General features: G+C 67.2%; 17 protein-coding genes and 1 tRNA gene. 12 read left to right on the top strand and 6 right to left on the bottom strand.

Features of this window, described 5'->3' with window-relative positions; translation table 11 throughout:
• Positions 1 to 388 precede the first annotated feature (388 nt).
• Both ACGTNG_RS00645 and ACGTNG_RS00640 read left to right on the top strand, forming a co-directional pair.
• On the top strand, positions 389 to 1,543 hold the full coding sequence (locus tag ACGTNG_RS00645) for a porin (RefSeq protein WP_394574900.1): 1,155 nt from the start codon (positions 389 to 391) through the stop codon (positions 1,541 to 1,543).
• Positions 1,544 to 1,646: 103 nt separating this feature from the next.
• Positions 1,647 to 2,690: a hypothetical protein gene (locus tag ACGTNG_RS00640; RefSeq protein ID WP_394574899.1), complete on the top strand. Its 1,044-nt coding sequence runs from the start codon at positions 1,647 to 1,649 to the stop codon at positions 2,688 to 2,690.
• A 152-nt stretch (positions 2,691 to 2,842) separates the two neighbouring features.
• Here ACGTNG_RS00640 and ACGTNG_RS00635 read toward each other — a convergent pair whose 3' ends face one another.
• Complete coding sequence (locus ACGTNG_RS00635) at positions 2,843 to 3,061, bottom strand: hypothetical protein (protein WP_394574898.1); 219 nt, start codon at positions 3,059 to 3,061, stop codon at positions 2,843 to 2,845.
• Between the two features lie 191 nt (positions 3,062 to 3,252).
• Positions 3,253 to 4,437 carry a DcaP family trimeric outer membrane transporter gene (locus ACGTNG_RS00630; RefSeq protein ID WP_394574897.1) on the bottom strand — a complete coding sequence of 395 codons (1,185 nt, stop codon included), beginning with the start codon at positions 4,435 to 4,437 and terminating at the stop codon, positions 3,253 to 3,255.
• Positions 4,438 to 4,817: 380 nt separating this feature from the next.
• On the opposite strand from ACGTNG_RS00630, the gene ACGTNG_RS00625 reads away from it, so the two are divergent.
• Entirely contained in the window at positions 4,818 to 6,914 is a 2,097-nt protein-coding gene (locus ACGTNG_RS00625) for a TonB-dependent receptor domain-containing protein (RefSeq protein WP_394575540.1), read from the top strand.
• Between the two features lie 39 nt (positions 6,915 to 6,953).
• On the opposite strand, the gene ACGTNG_RS00620 is transcribed toward ACGTNG_RS00625, so the two are convergent.
• Positions 6,954 to 8,348, bottom strand: a complete 1,395-nt coding sequence (locus ACGTNG_RS00620; RefSeq protein WP_394574896.1) for a CHAD domain-containing protein — start codon at positions 8,346 to 8,348, stop codon at positions 6,954 to 6,956.
• Positions 8,349 to 8,638: 290 nt separating this feature from the next.
• Positions 8,639 to 8,715 (bottom strand) — tRNA-Arg (locus ACGTNG_RS00615).
• A gap of 129 nt (positions 8,716 to 8,844) precedes the next feature.
• On the opposite strand from ACGTNG_RS00615, the gene ACGTNG_RS00610 reads away from it, so the two are divergent.
• Complete coding sequence (locus ACGTNG_RS00610; protein WP_394574895.1) at positions 8,845 to 9,654, top strand: methyltransferase domain-containing protein; 810 nt, start codon at positions 8,845 to 8,847, stop codon at positions 9,652 to 9,654.
• Positions 9,651 to 10,655 (top strand): methyltransferase, encoded by a 1,005-nt coding sequence (locus ACGTNG_RS00605; RefSeq protein ID WP_394574894.1) that lies wholly within the window; start codon positions 9,651 to 9,653, stop codon positions 10,653 to 10,655. Before ACGTNG_RS00610 ends, ACGTNG_RS00605 begins: the two co-directional genes overlap by 4 nt.
• An 81-nt stretch (positions 10,656 to 10,736) precedes the next feature.
• Here ACGTNG_RS00605 and ACGTNG_RS00600 read toward each other — a convergent pair whose 3' ends face one another.
• The gene (locus tag ACGTNG_RS00600; RefSeq protein ID WP_394574893.1) at positions 10,737 to 11,084 is read right to left on the bottom strand and encodes an EF-hand domain-containing protein; all 348 of its coding nucleotides are present in this window, start codon (positions 11,082 to 11,084) and stop codon (positions 10,737 to 10,739) included.
• A 471-nt stretch (positions 11,085 to 11,555) separates the two neighbouring features.
• Complete coding sequence (gene greB / locus ACGTNG_RS00595) at positions 11,556 to 12,089, bottom strand: transcription elongation factor GreB (RefSeq protein WP_394574892.1); 534 nt, start codon at positions 12,087 to 12,089, stop codon at positions 11,556 to 11,558.
• A gap of 147 nt (positions 12,090 to 12,236) precedes the next feature.
• Between greB and ACGTNG_RS00590 the strand changes: the two genes are divergently transcribed.
• The 7 genes from ACGTNG_RS00590 (at position 12,237) to ACGTNG_RS00560 (ending at position 19,695) form a co-directional block, all read left to right on the top strand.
• Positions 12,237 to 12,896, top strand: coding sequence for a TRAP transporter TatT component family protein (locus ACGTNG_RS00590; protein ID WP_394574891.1), 660 nt, complete (start codon positions 12,237 to 12,239; stop codon positions 12,894 to 12,896).
• 80 nt (positions 12,897 to 12,976) lie between these two features.
• Positions 12,977 to 13,627 carry an NUDIX domain-containing protein gene (locus tag ACGTNG_RS00585; protein ID WP_394574890.1) on the top strand — a complete coding sequence of 217 codons (651 nt, stop codon included), beginning with the start codon at positions 12,977 to 12,979 and terminating at the stop codon, positions 13,625 to 13,627.
• A gap of 1 nt (position 13,628) precedes the next feature.
• The gene (locus ACGTNG_RS00580; RefSeq protein WP_394574889.1) at positions 13,629 to 14,072 is read left to right on the top strand and encodes a DUF1249 domain-containing protein; all 444 of its coding nucleotides are present in this window, start codon (positions 13,629 to 13,631) and stop codon (positions 14,070 to 14,072) included.
• A gap of 78 nt (positions 14,073 to 14,150) precedes the next feature.
• Entirely contained in the window at positions 14,151 to 14,885 is a 735-nt protein-coding gene (locus ACGTNG_RS00575; protein ID WP_394574888.1) for a metallophosphoesterase, read from the top strand.
• 155 nt (positions 14,886 to 15,040) lie between these two features.
• Entirely contained in the window at positions 15,041 to 16,012 is a 972-nt protein-coding gene (gene cysD, locus ACGTNG_RS00570) for a sulfate adenylyltransferase subunit CysD (protein WP_394574887.1), read from the top strand.
• A complete protein-coding gene (gene cysN / locus ACGTNG_RS00565; RefSeq protein WP_394574886.1) occupies positions 16,012 to 17,439 on the top strand; it encodes a sulfate adenylyltransferase subunit CysN in 1,428 nt (475 codons plus the stop codon). The genes cysD and cysN overlap by 1 nt, the downstream gene beginning before the upstream one ends.
• A 186-nt stretch (positions 17,440 to 17,625) precedes the next feature.
• Positions 17,626 to 19,695, top strand: a complete 2,070-nt coding sequence (locus ACGTNG_RS00560) for an LTA synthase family protein (protein ID WP_394574885.1) — start codon at positions 17,626 to 17,628, stop codon at positions 19,693 to 19,695.
• Positions 19,696 to 19,746 lie beyond the last annotated feature (51 nt).

Raw genomic sequence — 19,746 nt, 5'->3', positions numbered from 1 at the left:
TTGTCTTCGTCATATTCGCAGGGCATGATGGATCCGCTCATCGCGCCAGGCGCTCGATTCGGCGGCCGTCACGCCGGCTCGAGCATTGGGCTCGCCGGGACGGAGCCCGACTCGCCAGGTAGGAGGATGCACGGACGAACGGTGTTCGCGACGAATGAAAACAGTGTTTTTTTCTTGTTGCGTTCCCCCAAATCCCGGTATAGAGTTCCTCTTGCGAGCATTGGACTATAACTAAGGCTTCGCCGCGGTCTGGCTCGCGACCTGTCCTCCCGGGAGGGAGTTGCAGGCACGAGAACCGGCACCAAGACCGGCCAAGCCCGCTGACCCGCTCACCAAGAACGGGCAGCCACGATCGAAACAGCAAGCTAGTCAATAAGGAACTATCGCAATGAAAAAGACACTGTTAGCGACTGCTATCGCCGGTGCCCTGGCCGCTTCTGGCGCCCAGGCCGCGACCGTCTACAACCAGGACGGCACCAAGCTGGACCTGTACGGCAACCTGCAGTTCGCCTACGCGAACACTAACAATGCCGACGGCGAGAGCACCGACGAGTTCGCCGATAACGGTTCCACCTTGGGTGTGGCCGGCGAGCACGTGATCTACGACGGTCTGACCGGCTACTTCAAGTACGAGTTCGAAGGCGACGCCGACGAGATCAAGGGTGCCGGCGGTCTGGACACCGGCGACCAGGCCTACTTCGGCCTGAAGGGCAACTTCGGTGACGCGCGCCTCGGCTCCTGGGATCCGCTGATCGACGACTGGATCCAGGACCCGATCACCAACAATGAGTACTTCGACGTCTCCGACTCCAACCAGAACATTGCTGGTGTGTCCGACTCGCGCGAAGGCAACAAGCTGCAGTACATGTCTCCGTCCTTCAGCGGCTTCCAGTTCGCCCTGGGTACCCAGTTCGAAGGCGATGCCGAAGACGACAATCCCGTTGCCACCTTCGATGCTGGCGCGGGCCCGAGCGCTGGTCAGACCTTCATCGTCGAGAAGGACGGTGACAGCAACGCCTCCTTCTTCGGTGGTCTGAAGTACACCGCCGGCGCCTTCTCCATCGCCGCGGTCTACGACAACCTGGCCAACAACGACGGCGACTACGCTGCCAACCAGCTCGACGCTAACGGCGACGTCGTCGATGGTGAGTTCGACGCTGGCGACCAGTACGGCATCACCGCCCAGTACACCGTCGACACCCTGCGCGTCTCCGCCAAGATCGAGCGTTTCCAGTCCGACAACGACTTTGTCGAAGACGTCAACTACTACGGCGTGGGCGCCCGCTACGGCTACGGCATGGGCGACATCTACGGCGCCTACCAGTACGTCGACGTGGGCGGCGGTGACCTGACCGATACCGCCGACGACGCCTTCACCAGCGGCGACTGGCCGAACGAGGAAGGCGAGAGCTACAACGAGGTGATGGTCGGTGCTACCTACAACATCTCCGACGCCATGTACACCTTCGTCGAGGCCGCCTGGTACGATCGCGAAGAAGATGCTGGCGACGGCGTGGCCGTGGGTGCCGTCTACCTGTTCTAATCCCCTCGCAGGATCCTCCTGCCCGTAGGGTGGAACACCGAAAGCCGATCCTCCGGGGTCGGCTTTTTTCATTCAGGACGTATCAGGACACATGCGAGGGTTCATGAAACAGCCGATCATCACCGCAAGCCTGCTGGCCCTGGGGCTGGGGCTCGCCAGTGCTCCGGCGCTTGCCAGCGAGATGGAAGAGCGCTTCCGCAGCCAGGGCAAGCAGCTCGATCTGACCGGCTTCCTGCAGGCCGAGAACGATGCCCGCAGCCGCAGCTTCCTCTACGGCAGCCCTCATGAGCATGATTTCACCGTCAAGAAGGATGGCGAGTACCTCTTCGAGAGCGAGGTGCCGGGCGGCGAATCCGAGGACTACCGCGTGGCGGCGGTGTTGCTGGACGACCAGGGCCAGGTGATCGCCCGGGGCGAGGCGCTGGGCCAGAACGGCGGCCTGGCCCTGCGACAGCGCCTGGCGCCGGGTGACTATGTGCTGCGCGTCGAGGGGCGCAAGTTTGGCACCCGCAGCACGACCGGCAACAGCTTCTATATCACTGTCGCCGGCCTGGATGAGAACGGTCGTCGCCTGGAAGAGGGTGTCAGCGACGGCCAGGGGCTGGTGTTCAGCGGCAGCGCCCGAGAGGGCAACCGCAGCGTCTTCGTGCGCGGCCGTGACGACGTGGCGACCATCGCCGCGCCGGCGCCAGAGACGAGTGCCGATCGGGCGGTCGGTGCGACGGCCGAGGCGTCTTCCAGCACGGCAGCCAGTGCTGCCTCGCAGGCCGAGTCCCAGGCGTCTTCCGCCGAGCAAGCCCCGGCCCAGGCCTCGAATGGCGTGGAAACCATCGTCACCGACGTGAAGATTCGCGCTCGCGGTGAGGTGCTGACCTTCGACATGGCCGAGCGCGGCACCGTGGCCATCACCACCTCGACCTACCCGACCGGCTACGAGGATACCTACCGCATCGAGCTCGAGGTGCTGGACGCCAACGGCCGGGTGGTGGCCGAGGGCGCCGGCGAAGGCTTCGACGGCGACGTGGAGATGCAGACCGAGCTGTCACCGGGCCGCTATCGCATTCGCGTGCAGGGCCAGAAGTTCGGCTCGGCGATGTCCGGCGTCAACAACTATGAGCTCAAGGTACAGAAGCGGGATCGCCTCTAGCTCTGCCATGACTGCCGTGACGGGTCGCCGTTCCGGCAGATGAAAACGCCCCCGGCGCGCAGGCGTCGGGGGCGTTTTGTCAGGCGTTGAGTCATGGACTGCCGAGCCTTGTCGCGACAAGGATCCGAGAGTTGACGCGGATACACGCCGCGTCAGGAATCCTGGTCGTCGAGCATCATCTGAATCATCTCCTCCAGCGCCTCGACCTTCTGCTCGAGCGCCTCGACCTTGCCTTCCTCCTCGGACGTCTGGACGTATTGCTCGTTGATCTTGGCCATGTGCTCTTCGATGGCCGCGGAGTCCATGGCGTAGGCGGCCCCCCCCATCAGCAGCAGGGTCAGGAGGCCGGCGGTCAGCGTCTTGATGTTCATGGGACACCTCTTCGTGTAAGGGAGTCGAACAGGACCTGTGGTCAGGTCCTGTTCCCTTGGTGTCTTCCCGTTCGCCTTCCTTACGGCGAACCGTCAATCCGTGTCCCACGATGGCAGCCGGTCCCTCGAGCGACGCTTCCTTTTGGTCCTCTCGCGTCGCCCTGGCCTTGCGAGGCGACGTCTTCTCGGCGTTAGAAGCGGTACTTCACCATACCCTGCAGGCGCAGGGCGTCGCCGTCGCGGCCATCGACCACCTCGCGAGTATGGTAGCCCGCCTCCACGCCGTAGCTGACGCGCTCGATGGGTGACCAGATGTAGTTCAGGTGCAGTGCCTCGAACTGCTCGTTGGCGCCCTCTACCCCGGCGATGCCGGCCTCGCGGGCATCGTTCAGGTCGGCCTTGGAGATGCCGTAGCCCAGATTAACGGCGCCCGGCCCGGCCCTGAGGCTCATGCCGACGTTGGCACCCCAGGCCGTGATGGTCTCGACCTCGCTATCGGCCAGGTAGCCCGGGGCCGAGGGGTTGTTCTGCAGGTATTCGCCGATGCCGTCGCCATAGGTGAGCGCACCCCGCAAGGTCAGGCGCTCGCTGGCCCGGTAGCGCGCCGCCAGGTTCAGGCCCCAGCCGGTGACGCTGTCGTCGACGCCTGACAGGCCGCTCTCGCTTTCGACCTCCAGCTGACGCAGCATGGCGGAGGCCGAGTAGTCGACGCCCGCGGCCCGGCTCTGGTGGCGCAGTGTCAGGTCGGGCAGCCCGGTCTTGGCGTCATCGGCCTCTCGATAGATCCCGCGCTTGGGATTGAAGCTCGCCGCCACGCCGTCTCGGTAATCCTCGGGGTCCGGGTTCTCCAGGGCGAGATGCCACTGGCCCCATGAGTAGCGCAGCTGCGCCTTGCGGCCGATCTTGCTCTGGCCCGGTTGAGGCGCGAGGTCGATGGTCGGCGTCTTGCCCAGCCGGCTGCCGAAGTTGGTCCAGGTCTTGCCGGCCAGCACGCCGTTCCAGCTGCCATAGGCATGACGAAGTCGCAGGTCGCCGCCCTCGGGCGCGTTCTCGAACCAATCGACCTCGATACGGGTGGTGAGCTGGCTGCCGCCGGCCGGGGTGGCCGTCTTGAAGCCGAGGCGTGACTGGTAGGCGTGCAGGGAGGTGTGGCCGTCGCTGCCTTGTTGGCCATCGATCAGGATCCGCGGGCGCGCCGCCAGGTCGCCCAGCTCATTGTCCACGTCATAGATCATGTCCAGCTTGGCGAAGCCATAGAGGCTGGCGGTGGTGTCGCCGAGCTCGATGTCCACGGCATGGGCGGTGCCGGCGATGGCCAGGGCGAGGGCGCCGGCCGAGAGATAGGCGGCGCGCTTGAGGGAGGCGTGCGATGTCATCGGGTCGTTTCCTTCTACGGGTTCACCGCCGAAGCGGAGGGAGTCGGCGACGCCCGTGGTTCCCCTATGATCCCGGTGCCGCCGATGGTTGACATGCTAACCATCCCTCGACGGGCTTCCCATATAAGCAAGGTCTTAAAACTTGATGTGGCTCAATGCATGGCAAAAAGCGCATTTTTCAAGAAATTGGGTGCAAATTTAGGTCATTTATCAGTGTTAACGGCATATTATGGTCTTGCGCTGAATCACCCCGTCGGCGGTTTTCCGAGCGAATAGAAGCCCTTCGATCCAAGTCCACCATGGCCTGATGACGCCGCGCATCGACCTTCATCACGACGCCGATGGCCCTCAACGGATGAAGCCAGTAGGTCGTGGCCGTGATGCGGCAACCTGACCCATTCCGAGCCATTTCCCGGCGCTTTATTATTCTTTTCTCTCATAACTTAATTCCAAAGAGACGGGAAATGATCACGCCAACGCTTCGTCGCCTGCCGCTGGTGGCCTGCATCGCCGCTGCCTGTGCCGGTTCTGCCCAGGCTGAAACCGACACCCTCGCCACCATGATCATCGAAGGGCGGGCCGGCATGCCCGGGGAGCTGTGGATCACGCCCCGGCAGTCGCCGGCGCCGGCGTCCGATGCGGGGGAGTGGCTGAGGCGGATCAACGGTATCGAGGCGATCCGGATGGGTGGCCACGGTCTCGATCCGGTGATTCGTGGCCAGCAGGGCAACGCGCTGAACATTCTGGTGGACGGCGGCTATGTCTTCGGCGGCTGTCCCAATCGCATGGACCCGCCCACCGCCTATGCGCCGCTGCACAGCTTCGATCGAGTTAAGGTGAGCAAGGGTGTGACCACGCTGCAACACGGTGCCGGCGGCAGCGGTGGCACCGTGCTCTTCGAGCGCATACCGCCGGACTTCGCGGGCCGTGACGTCCAGCAGCAGGGCAGCGTCGGGGCGAGCTATGACGACAACGGCGAGCGCTCCGGCGTTTATGCCACTCTGGTGGCCGGCAACGAAAGCGGCTACTGGCGGCTTTTTGGCGAGCACCAGCAGGCCAATGACTACGAGGATGGCGACGGCCGTCGCATCCACAGCGGCTTCGAGACCACCAGCGGCGGCGTTACCCTGGGGTTCACGCCCACGGCCGACACCGAGGTGGCGGTCGGCTACGAGGGCGTGCGCGAGCGCGACGTCGCGTTTGCCGGCGCCGGTATGGATTCCCCTGAGAGCGACAACGACACCCTGCGGGCCCGTCTCGATCACGACTTCTCCGACACCCTGCGGATGGAGAATCGCCTTCAGTTCACGACCATCGATCACGTGATGGACAACTACACGCTGCGCGACGCGCCGATGATGAGGATGCGCTCGCCTAGCGAATCGGACACCCTCACGTGGAAGAGCATGGTCGTGCAGCAGCGGGCGAACAGCGACCTGCGATTCGGGGTCAATGTGCTGCAGAACCAGCGCGATGCGCGGATCATCAACGACTCGAAGGAGCGGGTGGAATTTCTCACCTGGCCCGACGTGACCACGCGACAATCCGGCGTCTTCGCCGAGCTGGATCACTACCTGGGCGATCATACGACGCTAAGCGGTGGCCTGCGCCTGGATTACTCCGAGGCCAGCGCCGATGCCGCCGATCAGGCCAGTGATAGGGGCGTGGTGGCGGCCGATCTTTATCGGCGCGAGTACGGGGCAACGGGTGACCTGGATCATGCCGCCTGGCTGGTGGGCGGCTTCCTGCGCGGCGAGCGGCGCCTGAACAACACCGACACCCTTTATGCTAGCCTCAGCCGTGCCGAGCGCGATGCTGACGCCACTGAGCGCTATTTCGCCAAGGGCGACTGGGTGGGCAATCCCGGCCTCGACCCCGAGGTGCATCACCAGCTCGACGTGGGCTTCGAGCGTCGCCTGGCGCACGCCGGGATAGAACTGACGGCCTTCGCCGACCGCGTCGACGACTATATCTATCGCGCCGATACGGCAGGCGGGGTGAGCACGTACCGCAATATCGACGCGACGCTCTATGGCGTGGAGCTTTCCGGCGATCTGCGCTGGGCCCGGCATTGGGAGACGCGCGGACAGCTGAGCTGGGTACGCGGCGACAACCTGGACGACGGCGGCGCCCTCGCCGACATTGCGCCGCTGCGCGGACGGTTGTCGCAGTTCCACGTGCGCGATGCCTGGGCAGCCGGCCTGACGGCTCGCTTCTCCGATGCCCAGGACCGCCTGGGACCGGGTGAGATCGCCACGGCGGGCTACGTCGTGCTGGATGCCGAGGCCACTTGGCGCTGGCAGGCCACGACCCTGCGCGCCGGCGTCAGCAACCTGCTCGACAAGAGCTACAGCGACTTCCTCAATCGCAACCGCAGCGTCAGCGATCCCTTCCTAGCCGAGGATCCGGAGAGCCAAGACCTGCCACTGAACGAACCGGGCCGCAGCCTCTGGGTGGGCGTCGATTATCGCTTCTAGGCAATCAACAGGGAGGCCGGGCGAGACGGTCGCAAGGGTTCAGCGCTTAAGCGCTGTGCCGTGGGCGCCTGCCAGGGGCGCCAGCGCCATGATCTTCTCTCGCAGGGCCCGCTTCTTTTCCTCCAGGGCCGCTTGCCAGGTGTCGCATTCGCGCCTGCGCCTGGGGGCGTGGCGGGCGCTGGCGGCAAAGGCTTCGATCCAGGCCTGACGAGTGCATAGATCCTGAAAGTCACCGAGCAAGCGCTGGCGATGCTTCAACCCCGCCAGGAACTCGCGGTGGCGTTTCGGGGCCAGCTCGGCCAGGTAGCGGATGCGTTTCACTGCCTTGCGAAGGTCGTGAAATGCCCCGTCATCGCTCTGCGAGGTAAGCCCGGCAAGCGCCTGGTCGTGGCGGACGAGGCGCTCGATCAGCACCGACGCGATGCGCTTGTTGGAGACCCCGGCCAGCGCCTGCCTGAACGCCCGGGAGTGGATTAAGTTCCACCAGTCCCGCATCGCTTCAGCATAGTCGGGCTGGGCGAGCTGTTGGCACAGCGCGGCGTGCGCCTCCTTACGGCGGGCCTGCAGCCAGCGCGTCAGCGCCTGACGGGAGCGAGATGCCAGCGGCGGCGAGCTCTCGGTCAGGCTCTCCAGGAAGACGTCCAGGTCGCGCAGATCGCTGGTTGCCTGGGCACGGCGCTTGAGCCGCTTCAGCCGCTTCTTCAGGCCGGGTACCTTGATCGTGGTGAGCACGGATTCGCCGATCGCTCGGCTGCGGCGCAGGTTGACGCGATACTGGTGCAGAAATTCCACATCGACCCCGGCCACCATGCCCGGTTCCAGGGCTCGTACGCATCGATACTGATGCGCCAACAGCTCCAGGATGCGCCGCTTGAGTCCCGCCTTGTCCAGCTTGGGCGGCTCGGGCCCGCGGCGCTTGAAGAGCGCGTGGCTGGCCTGTTCCGGCGTCAGGCTCTCCATGCCCTCGGCGCTATCTCTTTCCAGCGACCGCCAGGCGGTGTCTGGCAGAGCAAGCCGCAGCAAGCTGCCGGTCGGCAGTCCATCCGGCGCCGCGGGGCAGAGCCAACGGGCCAGCTCCAGCAGGGCTGGGTTGTGGCCGATCACCAGCACATTCGCATTGGCATCGGGCAGTCTTCGCAGCCAGGCAAGCAGGGCGTTGGCGTCGAAGGTGTACAGAGTCTCGTCGACGTCGGCTCGCTCGCTCAAGGCCAGCTCGGGCCGACGCTTCGCCATCTCATCAAGCGTCTCGCGTGTGCGCGTCGCACCGCTCACATGAAGCTTAAGCTCGCCCTCAAGGTCCTTCCTGTACTGCATGGCCTCGGCCATGGCAGCCGCCTGGCGCCTGCCTCGTTTGCTGAGGGGTCTGTCGTGATCGGCCATCTTCTGGCTGCCACGCTTCGCCTTGGCATGGCGCATCAAGACGAGTTGCCGCATGAATTTCCGCCTGATCGTTGTCTCTGCGCTCAGGATAGGTCAATCGGCCCTGACGGCGGCGGCTCTCTCTTGACCGCTGACCGGCCGGGGCGCTGAGCGTGTTTCGGCGTCGGAGAAGGGCAGGCATCACGGCGGTCTCGAGGCGCGCCTGTACCCGCCTGAGCGCCTCGGTGTTGCTGATCAGGTCGTGAAGCGCCGCTTTCGGAAGGCAGCCAAGAAGCCCGGCGGGTACCGGAGGCGGTATCGGGAGATGTTCGAGGAGGGCGTGCGGGCCGAGCGCATCATGGGGTTGGCGCCCCCATCAGGATTCGAACCTGAGACCTTCCCCTTAGGAGGGGGACGCTCTATCCAGCTGAGCTATGGGGGCGCAACGCAGCGCATTATAAGCGCCTGACCCGCCGAGATAAACCCGCGTTAGCCCGGGCCAGTACCGCGGGCCATGAGTCCGGCGCGATTCCCGGGTAGAATGCGCCCATCTTCGCTTCCGGTGGCCGGCATGACCGAACCCGTTTCTCCTCTCTCGCCGGCAGGCGATCGCCACTTCGACGGCCTGGCCGACAAGTTCGCCGCGAGCCTCTACGGCGGCGCCCGCGGCGAGCTGCGCCTGGCGCTGCTCGACCGCCTGCTGCCCGAGATGTTCGACCTTCGGCAACAGCCGCTGCTCGACGTCGGCGGCGGCCTCGGCCAGCTCGCCGACTGGTTCGCCCGGCGCGGTCACCCGGTGACCCTGTCCGAGCCCTCCGCCGAGATGCTCGCGCGGGCCCGGGCGCACCTGGCGGGTCAGGACGTGCGTTTTCTTCAGGCACCGCTGCAGGTGCTGCCCCAGCAGGCGCCGGGCCCCTGGACGCTGATCGCCTGCCATGCGGTGCTGGAGTGGCTGGCCGACCCGCGCGCTGCCCTGGCCATCCTGGCCGGCCTGCTCGCGCCGGGCGGGCAGCTCTCGCTGATGGTGTTCAATCGCGACGCGCTCAGGCTCTCCAATGTGGTCAAGGGCAACCTGGAGAAGGCCCTGGCGGACCGGCTCGAGGGCAAGGGGCTTCGCAAGCGGCTGACGCCGATCTCGCCGCTGACCCACGGGCAGATCGAGGCCTGGAGTGCCGAGCACGATCTCGTGATCCGCGAGGTGGCGGGCATCCGGGTGTTCGCCGACTACCTGCGCCACCCGCCGGAGAGCGAGGTCGACCGCGAGCGCCTGCTGGCGCTCGAGCACCGCTACTGCCGGGTCGATCCCCACTGGCGGCTCGGCCGCTACCTGCTCTACACCCTGGAGCGCCCGATGCACCCCCCACAGGAGGCCACCCCATGAGTGCCGAGACTCCCGTCTGCCAGTTGCTGGAACGACAGGCGTTCGACTACCGCGGCTGGCTCTGGGTGGCCCCCCCAAGAGACGCCTGGCTGGAGGCGGGGCAGGGCAGCCTGCTCAGCGCCGACGTGGCGCTGCGCACGGCCTGGCAGGCCCGGGGGCTCCCGACGGCCTCGCCCTTCGAGGCCGTCGACGCGGCGCCCCCCGGGGCGGTGCTGTTCTGGCCCAAGAGCCATGCCCTGGGCGAATGGTGGCTGCTGTGGCTCTGTGTCCATCTGCCGCCGGGGACTCCGCTGCAGCTGGTCGGCGAGAATCAGGGCGGCATCAAGCGCGTCCTCAAGGTGCTGGCGGCGCTGGGGCTTGGCTGCCGCAAGCTCGACAGCGCCCGGCGCTGCGGGCTCTACGCGACGCGTCTGGGCCGCGTGGGCATCGACCCCGACGCGGCCTGGACGAGCTTCGAGGCCGAGGGCCTGCGGCTCGCCAGCCATCCTGGGGTCTTCGGCCATGGCAAGCTCGACGACGGCACCCGGCTGCTGCTGGGCGAGCTGCCTGGGGCGCTGGGGGAGGGGGCCGGCGATGTGCTCGGCGATGTTCTCGATATGGGCTGCGGCGACGGCATCCTCGCCGCCTGGCTGGCGCGCCGCGGCGCCCGGGTCACCGCGACGGACGTCAACGGCTTCGCGGTGGAGGCGACCCGGCGCACGCTCGCGGCCAACGGCCTGGCCGGCGAGGCACTGGCCAGCGACGTCTATGCGGCGCTCGGCGAGCGGCGCTTCGACGCCATCGTCAGCAACCCCCCCTTCCACCAGGAGCGGGCCATCGACTACGGCCCGGCGGGGCGGCTGATCCGCGAGGCGCCGAAGCACCTGAAGGCGGGTGGCCAGCTGCTGCTGGTGGCGAACGCCTTCCTGCCCTACCCGGACCTGCTGGAGGCCGCCTTCGGTGGCTTCGAGATCCTCGCCGACGATCGCCGTTTCCGGGTCTATGCCGCGACACGCGCCTGAAAGTCGCAAACGCGCCCGCGCCCGCCGGGTATTCCCGGCAGGCGCGGGGCAGCCGGTCATGCCGGCTGCCGTGGGGAGAGATCACTCGTAGGTGGTGCTTTTTTCCTGACTCGTTCCGCCCATGGTCGAGCTATCCATGGTCGATGAGCCCTCCATATTGGCTGAGCCTTCCATGCTCGATGCGCTTTCGACGCCTCCCGGCGTTCCGGTGCTGGCGGCCTCGAACTCCTCACGACTGAGGGCGCTGTCGCCGTCGGTATCCGTGGTCTCGAGGTTCAGGCCCTCCACGGCGACGGCTTCCTCGGCGCTCAGCATGCCATCGCCATTGATGTCCAGGTCATCGAAGGCGGGGGTGTCGGCGGCCACGGCGCCAGCGCCGAACAGCATGGCAAGGGGAAGCAGGGTGGTCTTCAGCAGTACCTTCCGCATGATATTCCTCCTGTGCTATCGCACTTTGCAGGCCACGAGCCGGATGGCTCGCTTGCCATGAGCATTGCTAACGTCATGCCGTGATCTGTGTTTTCTATTTATTAACAGTGGCTTGAAGCCTGGTGTCGGGAAGTGATGTTCCGGGGATGTGTCGTGCATGCGGCCAATACCGTCGGCGTCAGGCAACGCTTCGGGGTGCCCGAGACCGAATCGCCCGGCTGGCGCGCCTCTCCGCTGTCGCCGGCGGGCATCGGCGATAGCAGGTTGGTTGCGCGACGGCGGATGCGCGGCGCGCCGCCGAGCAGTTCGCTGAGGACTCCGGCAGCGAGGTGGGAGCCATCCCGCGGGCCAACCAGGGGAATTTCTCGATCGAGGATCTCGACAGCTACACCCCGGATACCAGGCGCGTGCGGGTGGTGATCACCATCGCCTACGCCCTGGAGGGGTAATCACGGGCCCCGCGGGCATCTGCTACGGCTGCCGATAGGCGATGTCGGTGATCAGGTAGGTGGTCTCGCCGCCCGGCGCGGCCACCGTGGCCTCGTCATCGAGGCCCTTGCCCAGCAGGGCCTTCGCCAGGGGGGCATCCACGCTGATCCAGCGCTTCGTGGTGTCGGTCTCGTCGTGGCCGACGATGCGGATGGCGAGCTCCTCGCCGTCCTCGTCTTCGAGGGTGACGAAGGCACCGAAGAAGACCTTGCCGGTATCCGCGGGGAGCCGGTCCACCACCGTGAGCTCGTCGAGGCGCTTGGTGAGATAGCGGATGCGCGCGATGACCCGGTTGAGCTCCTTCTTGTTGTAGGTGTAGTCGGCGTTCTCGCTGCGATCGCCCAGCGCCGCCGCCTCGCCCACCTTGGTGGAGAGGGCCGGGCGCTTGACCCGCGAGAGGTGGTCGAGGATGCCGCGCAGCCGCTCGGCCCCCTCGGCGGTGATCAGGTTGCTCTTGGGTTCCTGACGTGGGTCCTTGGCGGGATCGCGCCAGCGCGTCATGTTGCGGCCCTTCATCGCTCGCCTCCTCCGTCTGTCGAGAAGGGGCAAGATACGCCATCGCCTCGGTGCACGCCACGTTGCTCGACGCCCGCCTGGTAGTTCATTCGAACGTTCGTTACATTGCCGATGACACGATCACAACAACAACCCGGGAGACTCGCCATGTTTCATCGTCCGCTTTTCGCCACCGTTCTCGCCACCATGATCGGCATGGGATGGGGCGCCACCTCGCTGGCACAGACCCCGACCGAGCCCCAGGCCTGGGAAGGTGACGTCGCCGAGGTGCGCCAGCGCTGGGAACGGATCACCACCGCGATGCCCGAGGAGCGCCGCGAGGCCGCACTCGAGGAGCTGGCCGAGCGAAGCGCCGGGCTGCTCGACGCCTATCCACGGCAGAGTCCGGTGCTGGTCTGGCGGGGCATCGTGCTGGCCTCTCACGCTCGAGCGGCCGGTGGGCTCAGCGCCCTGGGCTCGGCCAAGCAGGCGCGCGAGGTGCTGGAGCGGGCCGTCGAGCTCGACCCCGAGGGCCACCACGGCTCGGCCTGGGTGACCCTGGGGGCGCTCTACGACCGGGCTCCCGGCTGGCCGGTGGCCTTCGGTGACGCCGAGACCGCGGAACGGATGTTCCGGCGTGCCCTGTCGATCCGCCCCGCGGGGATCGACGTTCACTACTACTACGCGGCCTTCCTCGAGGAGGAGGGTCGAGACGGCGAGGCCCGGGAGCACGCCCGTCGCGCCGTCGCGGGCACGGCCCGCGCGACTCGCCCGCTCTCCGACGAGGCGCTGCGCGACGCCGCCCGGGGGATGCTCGCGCGCCTCTGAGGGCGCGCGGCGGGGCCGGGTGGTTGGCATTCTCGTCCGCGGTCCCGATAATGGGCCCTTTGCACGATCGGGAGACCGGCATGAGCGACACGCGCCCGCCCGCGGACGATCACGACCTCACCCGCGAGCCGTCCTTCACGGCGGCCGACGTGGCGCTGGAGGAGCGGCGCTGCCTGCACGACGGCTTCTTCCGTCTGGAGGCGCTGCACCTGCGCCACCGCCTCTTCGAGGGCGGCTGGAGCGGTCGCATGGTACGCGAGGTGCACCATCGCCACGACGCGGTGGGCGTGCTGCTCTACGACGTGGAGCGCGACGCCGTGGTGCTGATCGAGCAGTTCCGCGCCGGGGCCCTCGACGATCCCGCCTCCCCCTGGAAGCTCGAGGTGGTGGCCGGGCTGGTCGAGCGCGGCGAGAGCGCCGCCGAGGTGGCCCGCCGCGAAGCCATGGAGGAGGCCGGCTGCGAGGTGGGCGAGCTGATCGAGCTGCACGCCTACTACCCCAGCCCCGGCGCCTGCGACGAGCGCGTCACGCTGTTCTGTGGACTGGTCGACAGCCGCGGCCTCGGCGGGGTCCACGGACTGGACGAGGAACACGAGGATATCCGCGTGCATGTGCTACCGTTCCTTCGTGCCTGGGAACTCCTGCAGACCGGACGACTCGACAATGCCATGTGCCTGATCGCCTTCCATTGGCTGGTCGGTGAGCGTGCATCGTTGCGAGCAAGGAGGTAGCGTGCCGAGAAACGCCTATGTCACCGACCTGAAGACCCTGCAGGGCGAATGTGCGGCCAACTTCATCCGCTTGAGCCGCCTGCTGGGCGACCTGGAGGCCGGAGAGACCCGTGAGGTGGCGCTGGTCAACCGGGGGCGCCGCCTGGGGGCGCTGTGTCTCGAGCTCCAGGAGCGTGCCCCCTATACCAGCATCGTGCGCGTCTCCCAGCGTGGGGTGCTCGATGCGGTGATCGATACGCCGCGCATGCGCGTGCACCTCTACCACGACGTGCGCATGGCCGAGGTCACCGACTTCCAGCGCCAGCGCCACTTCCACGGCCGCTACCGCTACCCCAATGCCCGCATGCACCAGCCCGACGAGAAGCTGCAGCTCAACCGCTTCCTCGGCGAGTGGCTGGAACACGGGCTGGCCCACGGCCACTCCGATCTGCCGGAGCTGCCCTGACGATCGCGTCGTCGGACCGACTCCGGCCCGTGTCACGCTGAACCTCCTCCCTTAGCCTGCCGGTACGAGAGCCCTGCGATGCGCCTGATCCAGATCACCGACTGCCACCTGCATGCCGACCCCGCGGCGCGCGGCCGGATCGGCGTGCCGCTGCGCCAGCTCGAGGCCGTGGTCGAGGCGGTCAACCGCGAGCGCCCGGACCGAGTCGTCGTCAGCGGCGACATCAGCCAGGACGAGTCGGCGGCCTCCTATGGGCTGGCCGAGCGCACCCTGTCGCGGCTCGACGCCCCCTGGTGCTGGCTGCCGGGCAACCATGACCGCCCCGATCTGATGGCCGAGCATCAACCGCTGCCCGCCGAGCTCGACCTGGGCGACTGGCGTGCGCTGCTGCTGGATACCCGGGTCCGCGGTCGCGAGGGCGGTGAGCTGGGCGCCGAGCGGCGGGCGGCCCTGGACGCGCGCCTCGCCCGTGACGATCGCCCGACGCTGGTGTTCATGCACCATCCGCCGCTCGCCATCGACACGGCCTGGCTCGACGCGATCGGCCTGGCCGATGCCGAGGCCTTCTGGCGCCTCATCGCCCCGCATCGCCAGGTGCGGGCGGTGTGCTTCGGCCACGTCCACCAGGCCTTCGAGGGCATCCAGCCCGTGGCCGGCCGGCAGGTGGCGGTCTACGGCTGTCCCGCCGCCAGCGACCAGTTCCTGCCCGGCGCCACCAGCTTCGCCCTCGACGAGGCCGCTCGCCCGGGCTATCGCCTCCTCGACCTCGGCGCCGGCGCACTCGAGACTCGGGTGGTGCGCGTCGCGCCCTGAGGGCTCACGGCGTCATGCAGGCGCGAGTCGTGAAGACCGAATAGTCATAATGGGCATAAAAAGATAGTTATTGATTCTTTTGGGTTATTATCGACCCGGCGTTACCCTGTCTCGCATGATCTCACCCGCCCAACGTCATGCGAGGTAGCCGGGCCATGAGCCATCTTTCCGCACCGTCACGCGAGAGCGCCGTCGAGACCGCCGTCGGCGACCCGACGCCGTCGCGCGAGCGCCTCACCCACCTGCAGCAGCTCGAGGCCGAGTCGATCCACATCATCCGCGAGGTGGTGGCGGAGTTTGCCAACCCGGTGATGCTCTACTCCATCGGCAAGGACTCCTCGGTGATGCTGCACCTGGCGCGCAAGGCCTTCTATCCCGGCCCGCCGCCGTTCCCGCTGATGCACGTCAACACCACCTGGAAGTTCCGCGAGATGATCGAGTTCCGCGATCGCATGGCCGCGGAATCCGGCATGGAGCTGATCGAGCATATCAACGAGGAGGGGCGCGCCGCCGGCATCAATCCCTTCGACCACGGCTCCAGCGGCTACACCGACGTGATGAAGACCGCGGCCCTCAAGCAGGCGCTGGACAAGTACGGCTTCGATGCCGCCTTCGGCGGGGCGCGCCGCGACGAGGAGGCCAGCCGCGCCAAGGAGCGGGTGTTCTCCTTTCGCGACAAGCACCATCGCTGGGACCCCAAGAACCAGCGCCCGGAACTGTGGAACCTCTACAACGCCCGGGTCAACAAGGGCGAGTCGATCCGCGCCTTCCCGCTCTCCAACTGGACCGAGCTGGATATCTGGCAGTACATCCATCTCGAGGGCATCCCCATCGTGCCGCTCTACTTCTCCGCGCCGCGTCCGGTGGTGGAGCGTGACGGCATGCAGATCATGGTCGATGACGAGCGCCTGCCGCTCGCCGAGGGCGAGGTGCCCGAGGAGAAGTGGGTGCGCTTTCGCACCCTCGGCTGCTATCCGCTGACCGGCGCCGTGGAGTCCCGGGCGGCCACGCTGCCCGAGATCATCCAGGAGATGCTGCTGACCCGCACCAGCGAGCGCAGCGGCCGCGCCATCGACCACGACCAGGCCGGCTCCATGGAGAAGAAGAAGCGCGAGGGGTATTTCTGATGTCACACCAGTCCAACCTGATCGCCGACAACATCGATCAGTACCTGCACGAGCACGAGAACAAGGACCTGCTGCGCTTCATCACCTGCGGCAGCGTCGACGACGGCAAGTCGACCCTGATCGGGCGGCTGCTGCACGACTCCAAGATGATCTTCGACGACCAGCTGGCGGCGATCACCCAGGCCTCTAAGAAGAGCGGCACCACCGGCGAGGCGGTGGACCTGGCGCTGCTGGTCGATGGCCTGCAGTCGGAGCGTGAGCAGGGCATCACCATCGACGTGGCCTACCGCTTCTTCTCCACCGACAAGCGCAAGTTCATCATCGCCGACACCCCGGGCCACGAGCAGTACACCCGCAACATGGCGACCGGCGCCTCCACGGCGAGCCTGGCGATCATCCTGATCGATGCCCGCTACGGCGTGCAGACCCAGACCCGCCGGCACAGCTTCATCGCCGACCTGCTGGGCATCCAGCACCTGGTGATCGCGGTCAACAAGATGGATCTGGTCGGCTTCGACGAGGCGCGCTTCGAGGAGATCGTCGCCGAGTATCGCGCCTTCGCCGAGCAGCTCTCGGCTCGCGATATCCGCTTCGTGCCGCTCTCGGCGCTGGAGGGCGACAACGTCGTCAATCCGAGCGAGAAGACGCCCTGGTACGCCGGTCCGCCGCTGCTCGAGCTGCTGGAGAGCGTCGAGGTGAGCCGCGATCGCAACCTGACCGACCTGCGCCTGCCAGTGCAGTACGTCAATCGCCCCGACCTCGATTTTCGCGGCTACGCCGGCACCCTGGAGGCGGGCATCCTGCGCCCGGGGCAGGCGATCCAGGTGCTGCCCTCCGGGCGGACCTCGACGGTGGAGCGGATCGTCACCTTCGATGGCGACCTGGATATCGCCTGGCCGGGCCAGGCGATCACCGTCACCCTGGCGGATGAGCTCGATATCTCCCGGGGCGACTGGATCGTCGCCGAGGATGCCGAGGTCGCCCTGGCCGACGCCTTCGAGGCCGACATCGTGTGGATGCACGACGAGCCCCTCGCTCCCGGGCGGCCGGTCGACATCCGCCTGGCTGGGCGCTCCGTGGCGGGCCGGGTCGGCGAGATCCTCCACCAGGTCGACGTCAACAGCCAGGCGCGTCATCCCGCCGAGCGGCTCGAGCTCAACGCCATCGCCCGCTGCCGGGTCGAGCTGACCGCCGAGGTGGCGCTGGACGACTACGGTCGCAGCCCGGGCACCGGCAGCTTCATCGTCATCGATCGGCTCACCAACGTCACGGTGGGCGCGGGGATGATCCGCGGGGTCGCCCAGTCGGGCAGCCGCCCGACCGGCGAGGTCGACTGGGCCGGCTTCGAGCTGGAGCTCAACGCCCTGGTGCGCAAGTACTTCCCGCACTGGGAAGCCAAGGACCTGCGCGAGCTGATGGGTCGCTGACGCCCGGTCATCGCGTTTCTAGTGAGCCTCGTCACCCTGTCGGGTGACGGGGCTCTTGCGTGTCGATACGCACTCTCGGCGCGCTGACGTGGTCTTGAGGGTGCACTGGGACGGGCCTCACCGGATCGTCATCCTAATGTCGAATCGGTATAGTGCTCGCTCACTAGCACGATGGGATGACAGGGGATGAACGCTGAGGTGACCGTCTCTCGCTGGAGCCACTGGTGGGAGATCAATCGCCAGCTGTGGCGTCTGGGCCTGGCCGGGGTGGCGACGCTTGCCGTTATGCGTGGCCTGTTGCTGTGGGCCAACGCACCCGTGCCGCTGACGGTGCCCTTCGTGGACCTGCTGCAGGCGTTCTGGATGGGGCTGCGCTTCGATGCCAAGATCATGACGGTATTGCTGGGGCCCTGGCTGCTGGTGGCGACGCTGCTGCTGGCGTTTCCCCGGCCGCTGATCGCCGCTTGGCGTCGCCTGTGGCTGCCCTGGGCGCTGGTGTGCATGGTGCTGGTCAATCTACTGGCGCTGATCAACCACTTCTTCTTCAGCTTCTACCAGGGGCCGATCAACGCCCTGGTCTTCGGCTTCTTCGAGGATGACACCCGGGCGGTGCTCGACACGGTCTGGAACGACTATCCGCTGCTGCCGCTGCTGCTGGCGCTCGCCGGCATGACCGGCGCTCAGCTCGTCTGGATGCGTCGCGGTAACTCTCGGGCGCAGGACGACGCCCTGCGTCCCCGGGGCTTGCCGCGGGCCATCGCGCTGGTGGGCGTTGTCCTGATCACGCTGATCGGCCTGGGGCGCGGCAGCCTGGGGACTTTCCCGCTGCGCGAGATGCACATGTCCGTCTCGGCCAATGCCTTCGTCAACGATCTGGTGCCCAGCGGGCCTCAGGCGATCTATCTGGCCTGGAAGGAGCGCGAGCTTTCAAGCATCGGCGATGATCCCCTGGCGGGCCTCGCACACTATGGCTTCGCCTCGCCCATGGAGGCGGCCCATGCCCTTGGCTGGTCGGAGGTCGACAGCCCCGACGAGGTGCTGGCGCGCATGACCATGACCACGCCCGGTCGGCCCGCGGCCGAGGAGACGCCGCCCCATGTGGTCGTCAGCCTGATGGAGAGCTGGGGGCGTCGCCCGCTCGACTTCGACGCCCCCGAGCGCAATGACCTGCTCGGTCGACTGCGGCCCTGGCTCAAGGAGAAGGCCGACTACTTCCCCCGTGCCCTGTCGGCCGAGCACGGCACGCACCCGAGTCTCGAGGGGCTGCTGCTCGATACGCCGATCAGCCCCCTGACCCAGAGTCGCTACGGCTACCGCACTTTCTCGACGTCGGCGGCACTGCCCTACCGGCGTGCCGGCTATCGCACGGTGTTCCTGACCGCCGGCTCGGTTCAGTGGCGGGATCTCGATGATTCCCTGGCACGCCAGGGTTTCGATGAGGTGCTGGGCGACAGTGCGATTCGCGAGCGCTTCCCCGAGGCCACCGGGGGCACCTGGGGGCTGGACGACGAGTGGATGTTCCGCGCCGGCGCCGAGCTTCTGGAGGAAGCGGACGCCCGTGGCGAGAAGGTAATGCTGGTGATGCTATCGATCTCCAATCATCCCCCCTATCGCATCCCCGAGCACTACACGCCGGGCCCGCTGGACGCCACGCGACTGGGGGAGGCGCTGGCGGTGTCGCCCGAGTTCGGCACTTCGATCCTCGAGACCTACCAGTACGCCAACGATGCCATGGGCGGCTTCTTGGATCGTCTCGAGGGGCAGGGGTTGCTCGAGCGGACGCTGTTTGCCGCGACCGGGGATCACAATACCCGCTCGCTCATCCAGTATCCCCAGGCGCATGACCTCTTCGATCAGTTCGGGGTGCCGATCCTGATGTGGCTGCCGTCGCGCTACCGAGACGCTGCCGAGGCTCAGCGCGAGGACTGGACCAGCCACCGCGACATCTTTGCCACCCTCTGGGCCCACTCGCTCTCCGAGGCCGAGGCGCCCTGGGGCGGTCGCGATCTCTATGCGCCGGTCGAGGCACCGATGGCGCTGTCGTTCAATCGCCAGGATGGTGGCGCCGGACTGCTGGTGAGCGAGCAGGGGGCCGTCACGAACCTGGCGCAGCCGACCTTCTATGCCTGGCAGTTGGACGGCACCCTGGCCGCCACCGAGTCGCCCGAGCAGGCGCTGCGCGAGCAGGCCACCGAGGCCCGGGCGCGCCTGGCGCTGGAGGACTGGCGCATTCGTCGCGAGGCCCTCGGCGGCTGAGCCTGGCGGCCCTCACGCTATGGTCGGTGTTAGGATCGGAGTCGTGAAACC

The organism is Halomonas sp. B23F22_3 (genome assembly GCF_043496965.1).
Lineage (GTDB): Bacteria > Pseudomonadota > Gammaproteobacteria > Pseudomonadales > Halomonadaceae > Halomonas.
Note: the sequence above shows the minus strand (reverse complement) of the source record. Positions and strands in the feature narration are given on the sequence as shown.